This window comes from Vibrio hepatarius (assembly GCF_018860525.1).
In the GTDB taxonomy this organism is placed as follows: domain Bacteria; phylum Pseudomonadota; class Gammaproteobacteria; order Enterobacterales; family Vibrionaceae; genus Vibrio; species Vibrio hepatarius_B.
Window position 1 is genome coordinate 70,649 of record NZ_JAHKPM010000063.1, and the last position, 17,032, is coordinate 87,680.

At 42.9% G+C, this 17,032-nt stretch carries 15 protein-coding genes; 4 read left to right on the forward strand and 11 right to left on the reverse strand.

Features of this window, described 5'->3' with window-relative positions; translation table 11 throughout:
* Positions 1 to 7: 7 nt before the first annotated feature.
* Genes KO511_RS18505 through KO511_RS18520 form a run of 4 tightly spaced genes read left to right on the forward strand, consistent with a single transcriptional unit; the run spans position 8 to position 4,920 of the window.
* Positions 8 to 1,093: a Gfo/Idh/MocA family oxidoreductase gene (locus KO511_RS18505; RefSeq protein WP_215988879.1), complete on the forward strand. Its 1,086-nt coding sequence runs from the start codon at positions 8 to 10 to the stop codon at positions 1,091 to 1,093.
* The gene (locus KO511_RS18510) at positions 1,090 to 1,917 is read left to right on the forward strand and encodes a thioesterase II family protein (protein ID WP_215988880.1); all 828 of its coding nucleotides are present in this window, start codon (positions 1,090 to 1,092) and stop codon (positions 1,915 to 1,917) included. The genes KO511_RS18505 and KO511_RS18510 overlap by 4 nt, the downstream gene beginning before the upstream one ends.
* Positions 1,910 to 3,310: a salicylate synthase gene (locus tag KO511_RS18515; RefSeq protein WP_215988881.1), complete on the forward strand. Its 1,401-nt coding sequence runs from the start codon at positions 1,910 to 1,912 to the stop codon at positions 3,308 to 3,310. Before KO511_RS18510 ends, KO511_RS18515 begins: the two co-directional genes overlap by 8 nt.
* Positions 3,307 to 4,920: a (2,3-dihydroxybenzoyl)adenylate synthase gene (locus KO511_RS18520; protein ID WP_215988882.1), complete on the forward strand. Its 1,614-nt coding sequence runs from the start codon at positions 3,307 to 3,309 to the stop codon at positions 4,918 to 4,920. The genes KO511_RS18515 and KO511_RS18520 overlap by 4 nt, the downstream gene beginning before the upstream one ends.
* 80 nt (positions 4,921 to 5,000) lie before the next feature.
* Here KO511_RS18520 and KO511_RS18525 read toward each other — a convergent pair whose 3' ends face one another.
* The 11 genes from KO511_RS18525 to KO511_RS18575 all read right to left on the reverse strand — a co-directional run bounded on the left by KO511_RS18525 (position 5,001) and on the right by KO511_RS18575 (position 17,022).
* Positions 5,001 to 6,689 (reverse strand): ABC transporter ATP-binding protein, encoded by a 1,689-nt coding sequence (locus KO511_RS18525; protein WP_215988883.1) that lies wholly within the window; start codon positions 6,687 to 6,689, stop codon positions 5,001 to 5,003.
* On the reverse strand, positions 6,682 to 8,334 hold the full coding sequence (locus KO511_RS18530) for an ATP-binding cassette domain-containing protein (RefSeq protein ID WP_215988884.1): 1,653 nt from the start codon (positions 8,332 to 8,334) through the stop codon (positions 6,682 to 6,684). The genes KO511_RS18525 and KO511_RS18530 overlap by 8 nt, the downstream gene beginning before the upstream one ends.
* A gap of 277 nt (positions 8,335 to 8,611) precedes the next feature.
* Complete coding sequence (locus tag KO511_RS18535) at positions 8,612 to 9,625, reverse strand: TIGR03842 family LLM class F420-dependent oxidoreductase (RefSeq protein WP_215988885.1); 1,014 nt, start codon at positions 9,623 to 9,625, stop codon at positions 8,612 to 8,614.
* A gap of 23 nt (positions 9,626 to 9,648) precedes the next feature.
* The gene (npdG, locus tag KO511_RS18540) at positions 9,649 to 10,329 is read right to left on the reverse strand and encodes an NADPH-dependent F420 reductase (RefSeq protein ID WP_215988886.1); all 681 of its coding nucleotides are present in this window, start codon (positions 10,327 to 10,329) and stop codon (positions 9,649 to 9,651) included.
* A complete protein-coding gene (gene cofE, locus KO511_RS18545) occupies positions 10,326 to 11,138 on the reverse strand; it encodes a coenzyme F420-0:L-glutamate ligase (RefSeq protein WP_215988887.1) in 813 nt (270 codons plus the stop codon). The genes npdG and cofE overlap by 4 nt, the downstream gene beginning before the upstream one ends.
* A complete protein-coding gene (gene cofC / locus KO511_RS18550) occupies positions 11,131 to 11,754 on the reverse strand; it encodes a 2-phospho-L-lactate guanylyltransferase (protein ID WP_215988888.1) in 624 nt (207 codons plus the stop codon). The genes cofE and cofC overlap by 8 nt, the downstream gene beginning before the upstream one ends.
* Positions 11,754 to 12,713, reverse strand: a complete 960-nt coding sequence (locus KO511_RS18555; RefSeq protein ID WP_215988889.1) for a 2-phospho-L-lactate transferase CofD family protein — start codon at positions 12,711 to 12,713, stop codon at positions 11,754 to 11,756. The genes cofC and KO511_RS18555 overlap by 1 nt, the downstream gene beginning before the upstream one ends.
* Positions 12,710 to 13,948, reverse strand: coding sequence for a 5-amino-6-(D-ribitylamino)uracil--L-tyrosine 4-hydroxyphenyl transferase CofH (gene cofH, locus KO511_RS18560; protein ID WP_215988890.1), 1,239 nt, complete (start codon positions 13,946 to 13,948; stop codon positions 12,710 to 12,712). Before cofH ends, KO511_RS18555 begins: the two co-directional genes overlap by 4 nt.
* A 20-nt stretch (positions 13,949 to 13,968) precedes the next feature.
* Positions 13,969 to 15,102 (reverse strand): 7,8-didemethyl-8-hydroxy-5-deazariboflavin synthase CofG, encoded by a 1,134-nt coding sequence (gene cofG, locus KO511_RS18565; RefSeq protein ID WP_215988891.1) that lies wholly within the window; start codon positions 15,100 to 15,102, stop codon positions 13,969 to 13,971.
* Positions 15,103 to 15,409: 307 nt separating this feature from the next.
* Positions 15,410 to 16,072 (reverse strand): TetR/AcrR family transcriptional regulator, encoded by a 663-nt coding sequence (locus KO511_RS18570; RefSeq protein ID WP_215988892.1) that lies wholly within the window; start codon positions 16,070 to 16,072, stop codon positions 15,410 to 15,412.
* A gap of 11 nt (positions 16,073 to 16,083) precedes the next feature.
* On the reverse strand, positions 16,084 to 17,022 hold the full coding sequence (locus KO511_RS18575) for a LysR family transcriptional regulator (RefSeq protein WP_215988893.1): 939 nt from the start codon (positions 17,020 to 17,022) through the stop codon (positions 16,084 to 16,086).
* Between the last annotated feature and the right edge of the window lie 10 nt (positions 17,023 to 17,032).

Consider the following 17,032-nt stretch of genomic DNA (forward strand, 5'->3'; position numbering starts at 1 on the left):
CTTTAAAATGAACAATAAAAAGAAAGTCATTATCGTTGGCGCCAAGTTTGGCGAACTTTACCTCAATACGTTTATTGAGCCACCAGATCACATTGAGCTGGTTGGCCTCCTTTCAACAGGTAGCCAACGCTCACACAATCTCGCTAAAGCTTTTGGAATACCATTATATCGTCAAGTATCTGACCTACCGAGAGACATTGATATCGCTTGTGTTGTCGTTCGAGCATCGATAATCGGCGGTACTGGCAACCTGTTAGTGGAAGAGCTTTTGGCTAAAGGCATTAATGTCATTCAAGAACATCCTGTTTCAGTTCAAGAAATAGAGCGCCATCATCGCCTCGCGAAGCAATATAAACGCCACTATTGTGTTAACAGTTTCTATTCTGCAACCACCGCTGGACAAACTTGGTTGTCCAGTGCCGACCATATTTCTCGAAATATTGGCTCACCGGCTAGTTATGGGAATCTGACAACTAGCCGGCAGTTGTTATATTCAACCTTAGATTGGCTAGTACAAAGTCTAGACCTGGGCGCAGATGTTTTAACTCCAGAGCTGATCTATCGGCAACCTCTCTTTGATGTCCTTAATTTAAGTTCCAGTAGTGGTCACTATTTGCTGCAATTACAAAATCATCTGGATCCAAGCGATCCAGATATGCATAGCCTAGCAATGCATCGCATCATGCTTGGTTGGAATAGTGGTTACCTTTCATTAGCAGACAGTTACGGGCCCGTGACTTGGACTCCTGTACTTCATGCTAAGGATCATCAAAAAGATCATCTCAGCCTATATCAAACTGCTGGTACACCTGAAGGTGCATATTTACATGCACAAGCGACTCAAAAAATCTACCAGAGTAATGCTTCTCGTCTTGATACATTCGAGGTTCTAGGACCAGAAGGTATTCAAACTACTATCAATATGTTTATTAACCAAATAGACACCGATTCACTAGCGCGATCATTATCCTCAGAACATCAAATTCGTGTAGCACAACTGTGGGAACATATTTTAACCCTGTGTGGCCCCGTTAAAGAAACAAAACTCACACCAGCAAAACCTGTCGACTTACTCTGCAGGGAAGAACAATGATCACAAATAATTTCAAACTATTGTGTCAAAAAGGCACCAACGTCGAAGAAATATGGGTTCTTTGCCCATTTGCTGGTGGGAGTAATAGCGCATTTACCAGTTGGGCTTTATTGGACGAGCATGATTTACCCAATAATACACATATATTTCTTGCCACCTATCCTGGGCGTGATCAACGTATGAAAGAACCTCCATTGAACAGTATCGAAGCTATTGCTTTCGATCTATTCCAAAATTTAATGTCTTGGAACTCATCATACACCGATAGGCAGAAAATTCCTCGTTTACGGTTATGTGGACATAGTATGGGAGCACAAATAGCTTTTGAAGTGGCTAGGCGTTTTGAAGTCGAATTTAGTGCCAACACACCAGTGTCTCATCTGGTTTTATCAGGTTGCCATGCTCCACACCTTGAAAGCAGACGTATGCTAAGCCATCTCAACGACGAAAAATTTGTCGAACAATTAATAGAAATTGGTAGTGGCAGCCCAGTACTAAAAGAGCACCCAGAATTATTATCACTGTTTCTTCCGATGCTCAGAGCTGATTTTTACGCCACTGAAGCCTACCGACAACAATGGGACAGTAGATCAACATTGACACATACACACTCCAGTTTGCTGTATGGCCAACAAGACCCTGAAGCTTGGTGTAGTGAAGTTAGTGCTTGGCAGAAATGGTTCTCTTCTCGCGAGGAGGCATCCATAGGATACCTGCCTGGTGATCATTTTTATATCACAAACCACCCTGCTTTATTCATAAAAAGCGTGATTGAACACGCTGCTAGTCCCAACCGCGAACTTGGAGTATACAATCATGGTTAAGCCTTTCGATAATCAGCACAAAACTATCACCCTTGAGCATCAATGTGACCCTTTGCTTTTAGCTACAACGCTGATAAATGCAGATTTTTGCCACAACTATGTAGTCTATGAACATCACAATGAATGGGCTATCGGTATTAATAAACTCGCATGTTTAACCGTAGACAACCAAGGTACTATTGTTGATTTTTTCGGCAACACACTTAAACCTGAACATGGCCTGATTTGTGACGCTATTTATCATGCGACTCAAGCATTACCTTGGGATAGATGGAGACTATTTGGCCGAGTAGATTTTGAGTTCAGTCACTTTGCCCATAAGATCCCACAAAAAGATGATTTACATACTCTTCTCGAACTATTCATCGCTCAACATGACATTCGAATTACAGCTAACCGTTTAGTCATTCGTACCACTAATGACTCCATTTTACCCATCATAAGAGAGACCATAGATAAAACAAAAAACTCAGTTCCAACCAACACAACCACAGCGAAATTAACACAAGATGACATAATCAAGAATGATAATATCAGGCACAATTATCAGAAAATAGTCGAATCTGCGGTTAATGACATTAGAGATAATAATTACAAAAAAGTCATTCTTTCTCGAGTGGCAACTTTACCTCGTTCTATCGATATGTGTCGTAGTTTCATCTTAGGCCGACTCAATAATACTCCTGCTCGTTCCTTCATGCTTAAGTTGGGCGAACACGAAGCCTTTGGCTTCTCACCTGAAACCGTACTTGAGGTCGACAAACAAGGGTACTTAAGCACCCAACCTTTAGCTGGTACTCGATTGTTACCATCAGATCCTGTTGAAGCCGAACGTTTAAAATATGAATTAACAACAGATCCAAAAGAAATTGCGGAACATGCCACATCCGTAAAACTCGCTGTAGAAGAACTTGAGCAGGTGTGTAATGAAAAAACAGTCTGTGTGACAGAGTTTATGGAAGTATATCAGCGTGGTAGCGTACAACACCTTGCCTCTAGGGTGGTGGGGCAGCTGAAACATGGAAAGTCTGCGTGGAATGCATTTAAAATATTATTTCCTGCTATCACGGCGTCAGGAATACCAAAGCGAGAAGCCATTGAGGCTATTTCCCGTTTTGAACATACCACTCGCGGGCTTTATAGCGGCAGTATATTAATAGCTGATCATGATGGTTTTTTCGATGCAGCCCTCGTATTAAGAGCAGCATATAAACATCAATCAAAGTCCAGATTACAAGCCGGTGCGGGCGTGATCAGCTTATCTTCTCCAACAAGAGAATGGCAAGAAACCTGTGAAAAGATGTCTTGTGTTCTGGATCATCTTATTTTTGAAGATCAGCTAACCACTATTGATTCATTAACCTCTCCTCAAACACAAGAGACTCTTGTATGAAGCAATCTCATATATCCAACGAAGTAGTTCCTTATCGAGCAACTCAAGCTCTGCAATATCAAACTGCAGCAATATGGAAAAATGTACCTTTATGGCATTTGCTGTGGTCACATCCCACAGCACTTCAACAAAAAGTTGCAATAAGAGATGATCATGAGTCACTAACATATGAAGAACTAATGAATCAAGCCGATCAACTCGCACAAGGACTTATTGAAGATGGGTGGAAATCTGGCGACCATATAGTGATACAGCTGTCTAACACATGTTACTTTTCTATCGTCTTCTTTGGTCTATTACGTGCAGGTATCATCCCTGTGTTAGCTCTTCCTGCGCATGGCTTGAAGGAAATAGAGCATTTTATGAGCATTTCAAAGGCTAAAGGCTATATTGGCGAGGAATTCAATGACAACCAGATTTTTAAAGTCCTTAAAGAGAAAGGGTTAAGCTGTATATACCTCATCAACAGTAAAAACAAAAAGTTTAGCTTACCTAATTTTTTCTCTCCAAATTTCATCCCTGTCGATATTAATCCAGATACAACTGCAATATTTTTAGTCTCTGGGGGAACCACGGGGTTACCTAAATTGATTCCACGTACTCACAATGACTATCTCTATAATATAAATTGCTGCTGTAAAGCCAGTGCAGTTAGTGAACATGAAGTATATCTTGCAGTCCTACCCGCAGCACATAACTTTACATTGGGATGTCCAGGGTTTTTAGGGACTTTATCCAAAGGTGGCCAAGTGATTTTTTCTCAAATAGCGAGTCCAGATCACTGCTTCGACTTAATAGAACAATTCCAAATAACGGCAACAGCGCTTGTCCCTGCTTTAGCGCAACTTTGGACCGAGGCGACTCAGTGGGAGGATGCGACTTTAGCGAGTCTAAAACGTATTCAAGTTGGAGGAGCAAAACTCACATACCGTGACGCGCTGGCAATACAAGAAACAATACCAGGAGCTCTACAACAGGTTTTTGGAATGGCCGAGGGACTAATTGCATGTACCCGCTTAACAGATCCACCAGAAGTCGTTGCCTCAATGCAGGGAAAACCTGTAAGCCAATTCGATGAGATACGCGTTGTTGATAAAGATGGTAATGAGGTGACTATAGGGGAGGAAGGGGAACTATTGGTTCGAGGGCCATATACTCTCCGTGGTTACTATAACGCACCCGAATACAATACACTCTCCTTTTCCGATGATGGTTTTTATTGTAGTGGAGACAAAGTCCGTATAGATAAGGAGCAATATATAACGGTTACGGGTCGCATTAAAGACGTTATTAATCGAGCTGGAGAGTGTATTGCTAGCGATGAAATTGAAGATCTCTTATTAGCACATCCTCAAATAATTCAAGCTGCTGTCATTGCGATCCCTGATCAACACTTAGGTGAGCGTATTGGTGCCGCTATAGTTGGTCATGGAGAGCAAATCACACTTCAAGAGATACGTGAGTTCCTTCTCAAACAAAACTTGGCTCGCTTCAAAATGCCTGATGAATTACTTCTCCTGCCAACGCTTCCAAAAACTGCTGTAGGTAAAATAGATAAAAAAGCCATCATAGGTCCCACAGGATCGCTTTGGCATCAGAATAGTCCCTGATAAAAAGACCCCCAATAATTGGTGTCCAACTATTGGGGGTCTTTCAATGTGAAGTGAGGCTTTTTAACACTGAAACTCTATCACGCTTTCTGGCCAGCCTGCCAAAGCTGTTGATAGCGACCATGTTTGGTTATAAGTGTTTCATGAGTACCAGAGTCTACAATTTTTCCATGGTCTAAAACGTAAATGGCATCCATATTTCGCACCGTATCAAGCCTGTGTGCAACGGTAATAACTGTTTTACCACGCGAGAGCTTATCTATCGTTGATAATATATTATCTTGAGTATTCTCATCGAGTGCAGAAGTGAACTCATCCAATAAAAGAATGGGGGCATCGTGCAACAAGGCTCTTGCGATTGACACTCGCTGACGCTCCCCACCCGACAATCTATTTCCATTTTCCCCAACATCACTGTCAATACCTTTTGGTAGACCTGCAACCAAAGGCGCTAACCCTGCAGCATCAACGACCGACTCGATTTCTTCTTCAGTTGCATCAGGTTTCGCCAGTACAAGATTGTCACGTAAACTCCCCCCTAATAACTGAACATCTTGTGTTACATAAGAGACCATCTTATACCACTGACCTGTCCCGACTTCATCAACTTGCAAACCACCAATCTTAACTGAACCTGAGCTAGGTATATGAAAAGCAGCGATAGAATCCAGCAAGCTCGATTTACCAGCACCGCTAGCTCCTACGAAAGCAACCCTCTGGCCCTCTAGAATATTTATGTTGATACCATCAATAACGGTCTGTTCATCTATCACAAGGTGCATGTCTTCAACGGTAACATCACAGCAACTCGGGGGAGTACCCTCAACCACTTGCTGAGGTAATTGCACAATATTTACAAGCCTATTGGCAGCATGAAGCATATATCTTAACAGAGCAGCATAGACCGTCATTCTTGTTAAGGGCCGAACACAAGCAACACTAGCGACGACAACCACTAGACATTCAGATAATGACAACTGGCCATCTTGTAGATAGAAGCTGACCAAGCCAAGATTAAATACCACTGTAAATTCTGCCATTAGGGTCGCAAACAATACTCCGACACCTCCAGCCCATTCTAAACCAAGACCATCAGCTCTTTGTTGTTCAATTTTATCGCATAGTGGCTTCGCCAAGCGTTCAGTTTTTGCGAATCCGCGAAGCATAGGTAAGCAGTCAACATATTCCAGTAATCTACTTGATACATCTATGTTGGTTTTATGATGAGCAAACGCACGTTGATTGAAGTTTTTCTCAAACAAAATCAAAACACTCAACGCCAATAAAAATACAGCAAATGTTACAATACCTAAAATAGGGTGAATGAATCCAACCACAAATAGCATTGCTAAAGGCACAACCCATGATGAAATAAAGTCAGCTATTAGATGACTAAATATATCTTCAAATTGTTTAAGATCAGCGGTCAACAACTTGACCTTTTCACCCAAGCGCTTGCCTCTTAGAACCGAAAGAGGTTGTCTTCTTATATCCGTGAGCAGTTGACTACGAAGTCCATGAGTAATTTTATAGGCCCCTAGAAAGGTGTATTTAGCACTCTGACCCACCCACCACTGAACTGCTAATATTAAAGCAGCAACGAATCCTACCGTTACCCAAGACATAGGATTTGGGGTTAATAGCCAAAAAAACAACACACCTACCATCAACACAGATAGAGCTTCGACTGCCACTTTTCCAATAAGGCCTAGTCTAAATTGCCGGGAATCAATTCCGCTGTGACGAATAAGAAGCTGAATATTAGTCATAATGCACTTCCTTAACTGTCCCAGCTTCTACACACAAACGGCGTTCAACGTGTTCTACTCGCATTGCCCGATGACTAATAATTAATTGAATTTGTTCAGAGTGGTATTCACGTAAACCATCCAAAACTCTTTGCTCTGATAATTGATCAAGGTGGGCGGTCGCTTCATCCAATATTAATACAGGAGTTTTGGCCAAAGCCGCTCTAATGATTGCTAAACGCTGCATTTCTCCGCCACTAAACAAACGCTCAGCTTCACCGATGTCAGTATCTAGACCGTTTGGTAATTCCGTAACTAGAGATTTTAGTCCTAAAAGTGAAAGCAACTCCCATAAATCATCATCAGTGGAAACTTGCTTAGAAATAGCCAGATTATCCCGTAATGAACCAGAGAAAAATACCACATGTTGATCTACAGATGCGATATAAAGGCTGCGAGATTCGTCGTCCCAATCATTAATAGAAGTACCATTTATCTGCCATCCACCTTTCATCGGTGCAACGAAGCCGTTTAAAGTCATAAGCCAAGAACTTTTTCCTGACCCCGACTCTCCCTCAATTGTGATACGTTCGCCCGGATGAAACTCTAAACAAACATTTTTAAGTAAATGGTTACCTGATCTAAAAACATCCAGTTTATCGCAAGATAAGCTAACAAGGTGCCCATCATAACTTGTTGTAGACTTTCGAGATTGATGAAAATAAGGCAATAATCGGTCAATCGAAACAAAAGATTGCTGAATCTGAGAAAAAACTTGAGTCAAGTCCAACCATGGTTTGAGTATACCGATACTAAGGCATACAGCCATCACCAGTTCAACTAATGTCAAGTCTCCTATTTCAAAAAGTAAAATAGCCACTGGTACTACAAACATCATTGAGGATTGAGCCAAGGTAACGAATGTAACCCAAGCTCCAACCATAACTCTTGTATAACCATTAACAATTTTATTATGTGATCGAATCGTACGGCTAAGAGCTAGGTAGGAATCGGCATCCACCGAGAAAAGCTTCATCACACCAATACTATTCAGAAACTCCATTTGAGCTTGGTGCATCCTAGCTACAACCTCCATGTATTTTTGTTGTCGATGACGAAACCCACTCATCAACATAATCTGAACACCAAGTGCCACAGGAAGTGGTAATAAAGCTACGAGAGCCAATCTCCAATCAATATAAGTCAGAACTAAAGTCAACAAGATAGGCATCAATACACCATTTATCACATCCGTCCCATGATGTGCAATAAGCGGCTCGAGGCCTTGGCAGTCATCTGATAACCTTTTCTCTATATCACCGCGCTGTTGACTGCGCACATATTCGATATCCATTGAAGCTAAAGCACGCACTATATGCTGGCGTGCCTTTTGAATAATTTGATAGGCTGCAATATGCGCCATCCAGATCGCAAAGGCATACAGCCCATAACGCCCAAACAATGCAATAGCAAAAATAGACAGGTATAAAATTGGAGATTCTTCTGAGACTAAAGCTTCAAGAGAGAATAACAGACACAACCAAGGGAGAACTTCAACCAAACTGCATAGAACCGCACTACCGATCGAAAAGATAACGTTACGACGCTCACTCTTTAGCATGGCGATTAATGCTTCACCACGGCTCATATCTTTTGATAGCAACATACGGAGTCCAAGCAAATAGCGATAATTATCTGTCAATTTATTGCATTACACTAACGCTATAAGACATTAAAATGTCGCCTTCAGACCTTATTTGGGGTAATTATATATTCTTAAGTGACGGATAAAATTTTATTGTATCCAAGGGAGGTTAGGAACAGCGTTTAATAGCATCAACCCTGTTCCCCATATAAAACCTATGAAAATTAAATGATGACCTTATACAACAACATCATTTATAACCCAAAAGAATACTAAGAATACATTTTTAAACATGCACTTACGACTCCCGATTAAACTCTGGAATAATATGCTGACCATATTGAGCAATAATATTCTCTTCGTCACCATTATCTAAATAGATATTAAACTGAGTCACGCCCACCTCTTCGAGCTGTTTAATCTTGGTAATGTGATCGTCTGGACTGCCCAGTACAGAGAAGCTTTCAATAATCTCATCTGAGATAAACTCTAAATAAGGGTTATCACTTTGACCATGCTTAGAGTAATCGTAACCTTTACGCTTTTCGATATAGTCAGTAAGGCTCGTCGGCACTAAACCTGAGTCACTGCCATACTTTTCAACAATATCAGCAACATGGTTTCCTACCATAGCAGGGAACCAACGGGTTTTATCCAAACACTCTTGCTTGTCGCCAAAATAGGCTGGAGCCGCGGCTTGCACTTTAAAGTTACTCATGTCCTTGCCAGATTTTTTACCAGCTTCAAGCGCTTGGTCGGTAAACCATTTCACCAAACTTGGTTCAGCAAGCTGCAAAATCAAACCATCACCATGTTCACCAGCTGTTGCGAGCGCTTTGGGTCCATAAGCTGCAATCCATACCGGAAGATCGTAGCCTACTGCCCAAGGGAATTTCACCTCTGAGGCGCAGTCATCATAGGACACTGGTTCTTCACCTTTAACCATAGCTTTGACTTTATGAGTAAACTCAGTCAAACGAGCCAAAGGAGCTGGTTTTTTACCCATAACACGCATAGATGAATCACCACGTCCCAAACCAAGATCAAAACGGCCCTCACTTTGCAATGCTAAGCTGCCGTATAAACTTGCCGCTAGCGACCAATCTCGAATATTTGGATTAGTCACACACGGACCAAAACGCATGGTTTTGGTGTGCTCCATACACATAGCCATTGCGACAAAAGATTCGCGCCAAAGGATGTGTGAGTCATAGAACCAGCAGTAAGTAAAACCCGCTTCTTCTGCCTGACGTACCAGATTTCTTGCTCTATTTGGGCTCACAAAGCCTTTAAAGGTAATTCCAAATTCCATTTTTGTTTCCTTACGTAATATGTTTAGTGAGCAGGTGGCGCAATTGTGACGCCTGCGTGAGTAAAGGGCACTTCTTTCGAGATATTGAGCCTGATCAGTATTGGAGTCAGCGCTTCGATACAGCGTGCGCTTTCAGCAAGGCCAGCGTTGTATGCCTTTACACCCAATTTTTCTATCAGAGTCATTACCGATTTTTTGGCATCTAACTGATTGCCACACACCAAAACGTCACAATTGATCGACTGCTCGATATTATTCAGCGTGACCGCAGATACATTGTGAAGAGCACCCACTACCGCAATGTCATTACCTAATAGAGCTTGCGCAGCTTCGGTTGCTGAACCTTCTGGTGGCATTACCACCGCTTTGGGATTTTTCGGCGCAAGAGGAACAACAATATCAATCAAGATTTTGCCACTCAGAAGATGTTTAAGATCTGCTAGCGTCGCATCATGCGCTGAATAAGGTACAGATAGAATAATCATCTCATCCGCAGCTGTTGTGGCCGCTAAATTTTCCATGCCTTCAATTGTTGCGCTTCCCTGAGGTAAAGCAGCACTCAACTCTACCGCTACCTCTGCTGCTCGTTCACTATCACGCGAACCAATCACAACAGGAACACCTGCTATTGCAAAGCGTAGAGCCAAACCTTTCCCTTGTGGACCTGTGCCACCTAAAATTGCTATCTTGCTAGTTTCATTCATCGGAATAAATCCTCCTTGATGGGTCTTAAGATCTGCTTGGCTGAGCTGTCGCTTGTTCGCCAGTTCAACCCGCGAAAAATTATCACTGGGCACTTGTCACTTTTGCCCATTAAAAGGCCTGATGCGGCAGCCAATTCATCGGCAAAAGCAGGTGCCGTTACCTTAAGCTCTCGCCCCCAAGCATCATCGTCACCGCACATCTGTTGAATGGCTGGCACTCGCGCCAGTCCAATCGCTACGTTAGTTTGGCCAAGACGCCATGGTCGGCCGAAAGTATCACTGATGACAATGCCAAGACGACAACCAAAATGAGCTTCTAGTCGCTCACATAGCTGCATAGCGCTGCGGTCGGGGTTTTCGGGCAAGGTAATCAATTGCCCTACGCTGTCAGTATTGGACTCATCGACAGCGGCATTGGCACAGACAAACCCCAATTTGTGCTCAGCAATCAAGATGCCCTCATCCTGCTCTGCACGTTTTATGCTTCGCACAATACGCGCTGACTGATCGAGTATTACCTGCACCTTACGCGGATCCTTATTCACTTTTTCAGCCAATTCGATTGCCTGATCACTAGCAGACATAGTCTCGATATCAACCACAGCACCTTCCGTTTTTGACACCACTTTATGTGCTACCACCAAGATATCTCCATGCTGCAGATATTCCCCCTGAGCAGACAACGCATCTATTAAATGCTGGACCAGATCCATACCGGGTTTAAAATCCGGTAAGCCAGACAAGCTAAACATCTGCATCTTATTAACAGCGAGCGCGTTAGCGGACTCTGCGGTTACTGAACTATTCATAGCAGTACTCCTTGTGGTGATAATCAGGAAAGGCTTGGATTAAATCATCTGGCACATCGATATCTTGACTAAGATCTGGAAGGTTGAGCACTTCGACCCTAAGTTGATTAGCGTGTGCTTGCTGTACATGAGCAAGAGCTGATTGGCGACCATAGTGAAATTCAATAGCATTGGGTGGCGTGGTAATAAGAGCATTGGTCCCTGAGTCCTTGGCTCTTGCTATTACAACCTGACTGCCTGCTTTAGTCGCTTGTAACAAGACATCAATTTCACTGGCATTCAGTCTGGCAATATCTGCTGGGATAACCATCTGAAACTGATAACCAGACTCAAGACTCCAGCGAGTGGCTGCCTCAATCGCTGCATTTAAGCCTTTTGGTTGCTTTGCAATCAGAGCATTGGCGCCAAAATGTGAGGCTATATCGGCAATTTTGGCTGAGTTTGTCACCACCAAGCAATTAACCTGCGGGTAGTGCTGGGAAAAAAATTGCAACGTTTGCCGGTAAAGGTTTAACACAAGTGCCTCACGCTGAGCCATGTTAAGCACGCCCATTAAACGTTGTTTAGCAGAACTTGGTGCCTTGATTGGAATGACAATATTCAGCTTATCCAGCATCAACTTACCTTTTTTAGTGGTAGCTTGATGATCTGGTCCACGATACTTGTCATTACAGCAATTTTCTCAGCCTCATTACGCATCCAGATATTTTGAATCACTACCTGCACCCCCATAGCTTCAATATCAAGTGCATACTGTTCATCTACAGGATCAATGACTAGCACATCAATCAGCTCACAATAATAAGTCGCAATACCAAGGACATTTGGGCTATAGCCGAGTGATTGCATTAACTCGACTGCTGGTCCTTTAATCGCTTGACTACCAATTAGAGGAGAGATGGCAACAATCGGTTTTGAAAGCGATTGTATTTGAGTACGAATATCTCCGATCGACAAGATAGAGCCGATACTAAGCAGTGGATTACTCGGAGCAATCAGCACTAGATCCGCACAGCTCAAAGCTTCAATAGACTCAGGTGTTGCACTCGCTTTATCACACTCTAAATAACGAATTTCATCGACTTTAGCCTGGCAATGAAGGCGAACAAAGTAGTCTTGAAAGCTCAACCATTGACCGCCTGACTTGAGCTTGGTTTGCACTATGTCATCAGTTGGCAGCAATATAGGAATATTTATTCCGTTTGCTCGCTCTATCTGCTCTACTATTTTTTGCGCTCGAACACCCAAGCGGCGCTGCTCAGTGCGAAAAATATGGGTAGCGAAATCCATATCGCCCAGTTGCATCCAAGTATCCACGCCTAGTTGTTTAAGGCCGCTCAGAACTTTTTGTTTGTCTCCAGCTAGCCCCCAGCCTTGGTTACGATCAATTCGCTCTGACAATGTGTAGATAAGAGTATCGATATCGGGGGATACCCACAAACCATGGAACTGTTGGTCATCACCAACATTACCTATGATTTTGAGGCCATCAGCATAACAACTTTTGGCTAACCCTTCGGCCGCTTTCGCTCCACCGACACCGCCGGCAAGTAAGGTAATACTCAAACCACTCATAGCGATGCCTCAAAGCGCGCGATCTCTTGAGATGGCAAGATAAGTTGTCCTTGCTGCTGGTTGCTGGTTTGCAGTGGGTACTCCTGTAAAGAGCGGTACAAGGTTGAACGCTGAAAAGCATTCAGGCCGGCCTTGTGAATAAAACGCACCATATCTTGTGGCTGAATTTCTTGACCATGTTCGCCGCCCGCCGCACGCGAGATACTTTCATTCATTAGGGTACCACCAAGATCATTGGCTCCCGAGCGCAACATCTGTATAGCCACATCTGAACCCATCTTGACCCAAGAAGCCTGAATATTATTGATTTGTCCTTGCAGCATCAGCCTTGCTACCGCATGCATTTTAAAATGCTCACTTCGAGTCGGCCCTGGCCGCACCTGTCCCGGATTATCATTGTAGAGTTTGGTTTTATAATGCACGAAACCAAGCGGAACAAACTCGGTAAAACCGCCTGTTTCCTTCTGGGTATTACGCAATAATTCAAGATGATTGGCCCAATGATAAGGTTGATCTATATGCCCATACATAATGGTTGAAGTCGTTTTAATGCCAACCTCATGGGCAGCCTTAACTATGCTGATCCAATCTTCAGTACTGAGCTTGTTTTTGGTCAATTGCTGACGAATTTCAACATCCAAAATCTCAGCGGCTGTGCCTGGCATTGTGTCCAAACCACAGAGTTTGAGATCTTGTAGAAATTCTTTGTATCCCACCTTGGCACGACGTGCACCGTACCAAATTTCAAAAGGTGAAAAGGCGTGAATATGCATTTGGGGTAAGCGCTTTTTTATCGCTAAAAGTAAATTACGGTAAAAGTCAGCGCTTATTTGTGGATGTAATCCACCTTGAATACAGACTTCTGTCGCCCCGCGATCCCAAGCTTGCTGGGCTCTATCAGCAACCTCTTCAAGTGAAATGAACTCTGCATCTTTATGCTTTATAGGCTTAGCAAAATTACAGAACTTACAACCCATGTAGCAAACGTTGGTAAAGTTGATATTACGGGTGATAACAAAACTGGCCTTATCACCACACAAGTTGTGACGAACTTGATCGGCGACATCAAGTAGAGCCTGCTGATCCTGACCTTTGGCATTAAACAGATTTGTGGCTTGCTTAGGTGATATTTCTTTGCCATCAAGTGCCTGCTTTAAAGTATCTCTAATTTCTGAGTTCAAACGACTATATGGGATCTGGGTTATTTCTGACTGGTCGCTCCGTGACAACATCATTATCTCCTTAACTGGACAACTTAACTAGCGTGGCTCTGTATCATGGCAAAACCATTGTCTGCAGCCTGTGAACGTATTCTTGAGTGAACCAAACTTTCTACAGGTGTTTGAGCTGATAGCTGATACTCAGGGTATACAGTCAATCGTTCGATTAATTGGTATCCAGCCAATTGGCAATGTTCCGCTAAACGCTCTATCTGCGGCCATGCTCGCTCGGGATTAATAAAGTCTTTCGTTAACGGTGAGATCCCGCCCCAATCATTAATACCAGCACGAAGGTAGTCCTGATAATCTTGTTCTAAATTAGGTGGAGCCTGCAAACTGATTGAGGGTGAGAGTATCAATCTAGCCACCGCTAATGTGCGCAACATATCAACCTTGGAAGGTTCAGAGGCATCAGCCATCTCCGTTCCTGTCTTAGCACGAAAGTTTTGGATAATGACTTCTTGGATGTGACCATGCTTTTCATGTAATTGTTCGATAACTAGCAGACTCTCAATTCTGTCTTGCCAAGACTCTCCTATCCCTATCAATAGCCCTGTAGTAAACGGAATACCTAACTCACCCGCAGCTTCTAGAGTATCGATGCGACGCTGAGGTGTTTTATCTGGGCAACCATAATGCGCACCACCTTTTTTTGTTAAAGCTGGACTTAAACTTTCTAGCATCATGCCCATAGATCCAGCGACAGGTTTTAGTATTGCTAATTCTTGATAAGAAAGTGCACCCGCATTGATATGGGGCACCAGCAAACTTTTCTCCAGAACAAGTTCAGACATCGCCTTGAGATAACCCACTGTTGTACTGTGTCCTTGAGCTGCTAATAAATCTCTCGCGAGTTTGTGCCGTTTCTCAGGTTGCTCACCTAAACTGAAAAGCGCCTCCTTACACCCCATACGCTGACCTTGCAGTACAGTGGTAAGAACTTGTTCCGGACTCATCAACTGCGCCTCTCCCGACTGAGGAGTTTTGACAAAAGTGCAATAGCGGCAAGTATCACGACACATATTCGTCAGCGGAATAAACACCTTGCGTGAATAAGACACCTGCTGACCCCAATGACTATCACGTACTTGACCGGCTTGCTGACAGAGCCTACCAAGAAGTTCATCGGTGGCGTTTCCCATTTGCATCGCTACGTCCTTGCTCAGCATATTTCCTCCATGGTTATTCGTTACACCTAACCTTAAGAATTAAGATTTGATCAGAAATAAAATTCGCACACTTTTTATCCGCTGGTACAAGTAACACTCTTTTTACCAAATGGCAAAAAATTACATGGATGATTTCTGGTTGTGCAATCGCAGTCTAAATTGGAAGCAAAAATAATCAAAAGTTCATTAATTACATACGCTTAATGACAAGGTGAACTATGAATATTTTTAAACATAGTAAATAAGAGAATGTTTCATTGACTAGAAATAAGTCAGTAAGGGGCAAGTCCCCTATAAAGGTAGGGGATTATTTAGGGGCTAAGATGCCGTTTAAAACCATATCAGTGAGAAATTTGGCCGCACGATCAAAATCTGGCTGCTCAAGTTTTTGCTTATCCAATACCAACTCAATCTGGGAAGCGAAATCGGCATAAGTTTGGGTCATAGCCCATATAGCAATAAATAAATGATCGGGCTCAATCCTACGTAACCGACCTTCATCCATCCAGCCTTCTACCAATTTAAGGTTACGCTTAAACAACGGCCTTAAATGAGCTTTAAGGTAATCACGAATTATCGGTGCACCAGAAATAATCTCTTGGGCAAATACCTTTGAAGCATCGGGGTTGTCGTGGGAGAGCTGCAACTTACTGCGGATATATTGTTCAATAAGTTGCTCTGGAGTAGCATTTTTCTGCTCAGAAAACACCATTCGTTCTAGCCAAGTGTCAACGATGCTCTGTAATACCGTTCTATATAACAAGTCTTTAGATGAAAAATAATACAGTAGATTCTGCTTGGACATACCACTCTGCTGAGCAATACGCTCCATGGTGGCCCCTTTATAGCCAAACTCAGCAAACACTCCCTCTGCGGCTCCCTGTATATTGGCTTGCGTAGCGACTCGAGCAGAGGAGAACTTGGTCTCTTTCGAAGTTTTGGGTGCTAACTGAAAAGACGTACTAGTCATAATCACTAACCTTAGAAATATGGTTGCTGAACTTCATCTGCCTCAGTTTGAATACGGGTAAGTGCATCAAGGAACTCCTGCACAATCCTAGTCGGTTTAGGCGATTTTCGATGAATTGCAGTAAATTGGCAATAATATGAGAATCTTGGATTATTTATTCTAACCATTTTTTCCTGTGACACCATAATAGCGGCAAAATGCTCAGGCAGAAATCCAATATACTGCCCAGATTGAATAAGCATGGTGATCCCCTCTTGATTACTTGCTGTAGCGCTCTTGTGTAAGTTAAGCGCTCGACCAATCTCCATATTGGGGCTGCTAAAGCTTAACCCAGCGTATTTCTGCTCCATCACTTCTTCATCACTCACCAACCTTCGCATATGAAAAAAGTGATGACCTTTACCACAATACATATACATCTGCTCACCAAACAAAGGTAAATACTCAAGACTAGCCGAACGACGGTGCGGTGGAACAATCCCAAGGTGATATTTGCCTTCCAATACCCCTTTTTCAATTTCATTCACGGGCAAAACATGGATATCAATCGCAACCTCAGGAGCCCTTGCTACATAATCGGCAATAGCCTGATCAACCTTACACTTAGGGTTAGTCACCATAGTATCGAACATCGCAATGATCAGATGCCCCTTCAAACTATGGTGCATGCCATTTATCTCATGACGAAATTCATCAATAGAAAATAGTAAACGCTGCGCCGATTCATAAATGTGTAATCCCTCGCTGGTGAGAGAGAAACCAGAGCGTCCCCTATGACAAAGAACTAACCCCAAACGTTGCTCCAAGTCTTTCAAATGACGACTGATGGTTGAACGACCAATGTTAAGCTCCATCTCGGCTGCGCTTAGGCCACCGCTGTCAACAACAGCCATAAACACTCGCAGCAAGCGAATATCCAAATCGGATAACTGTCCTAATAACGCTTTCATTGTTTCATCA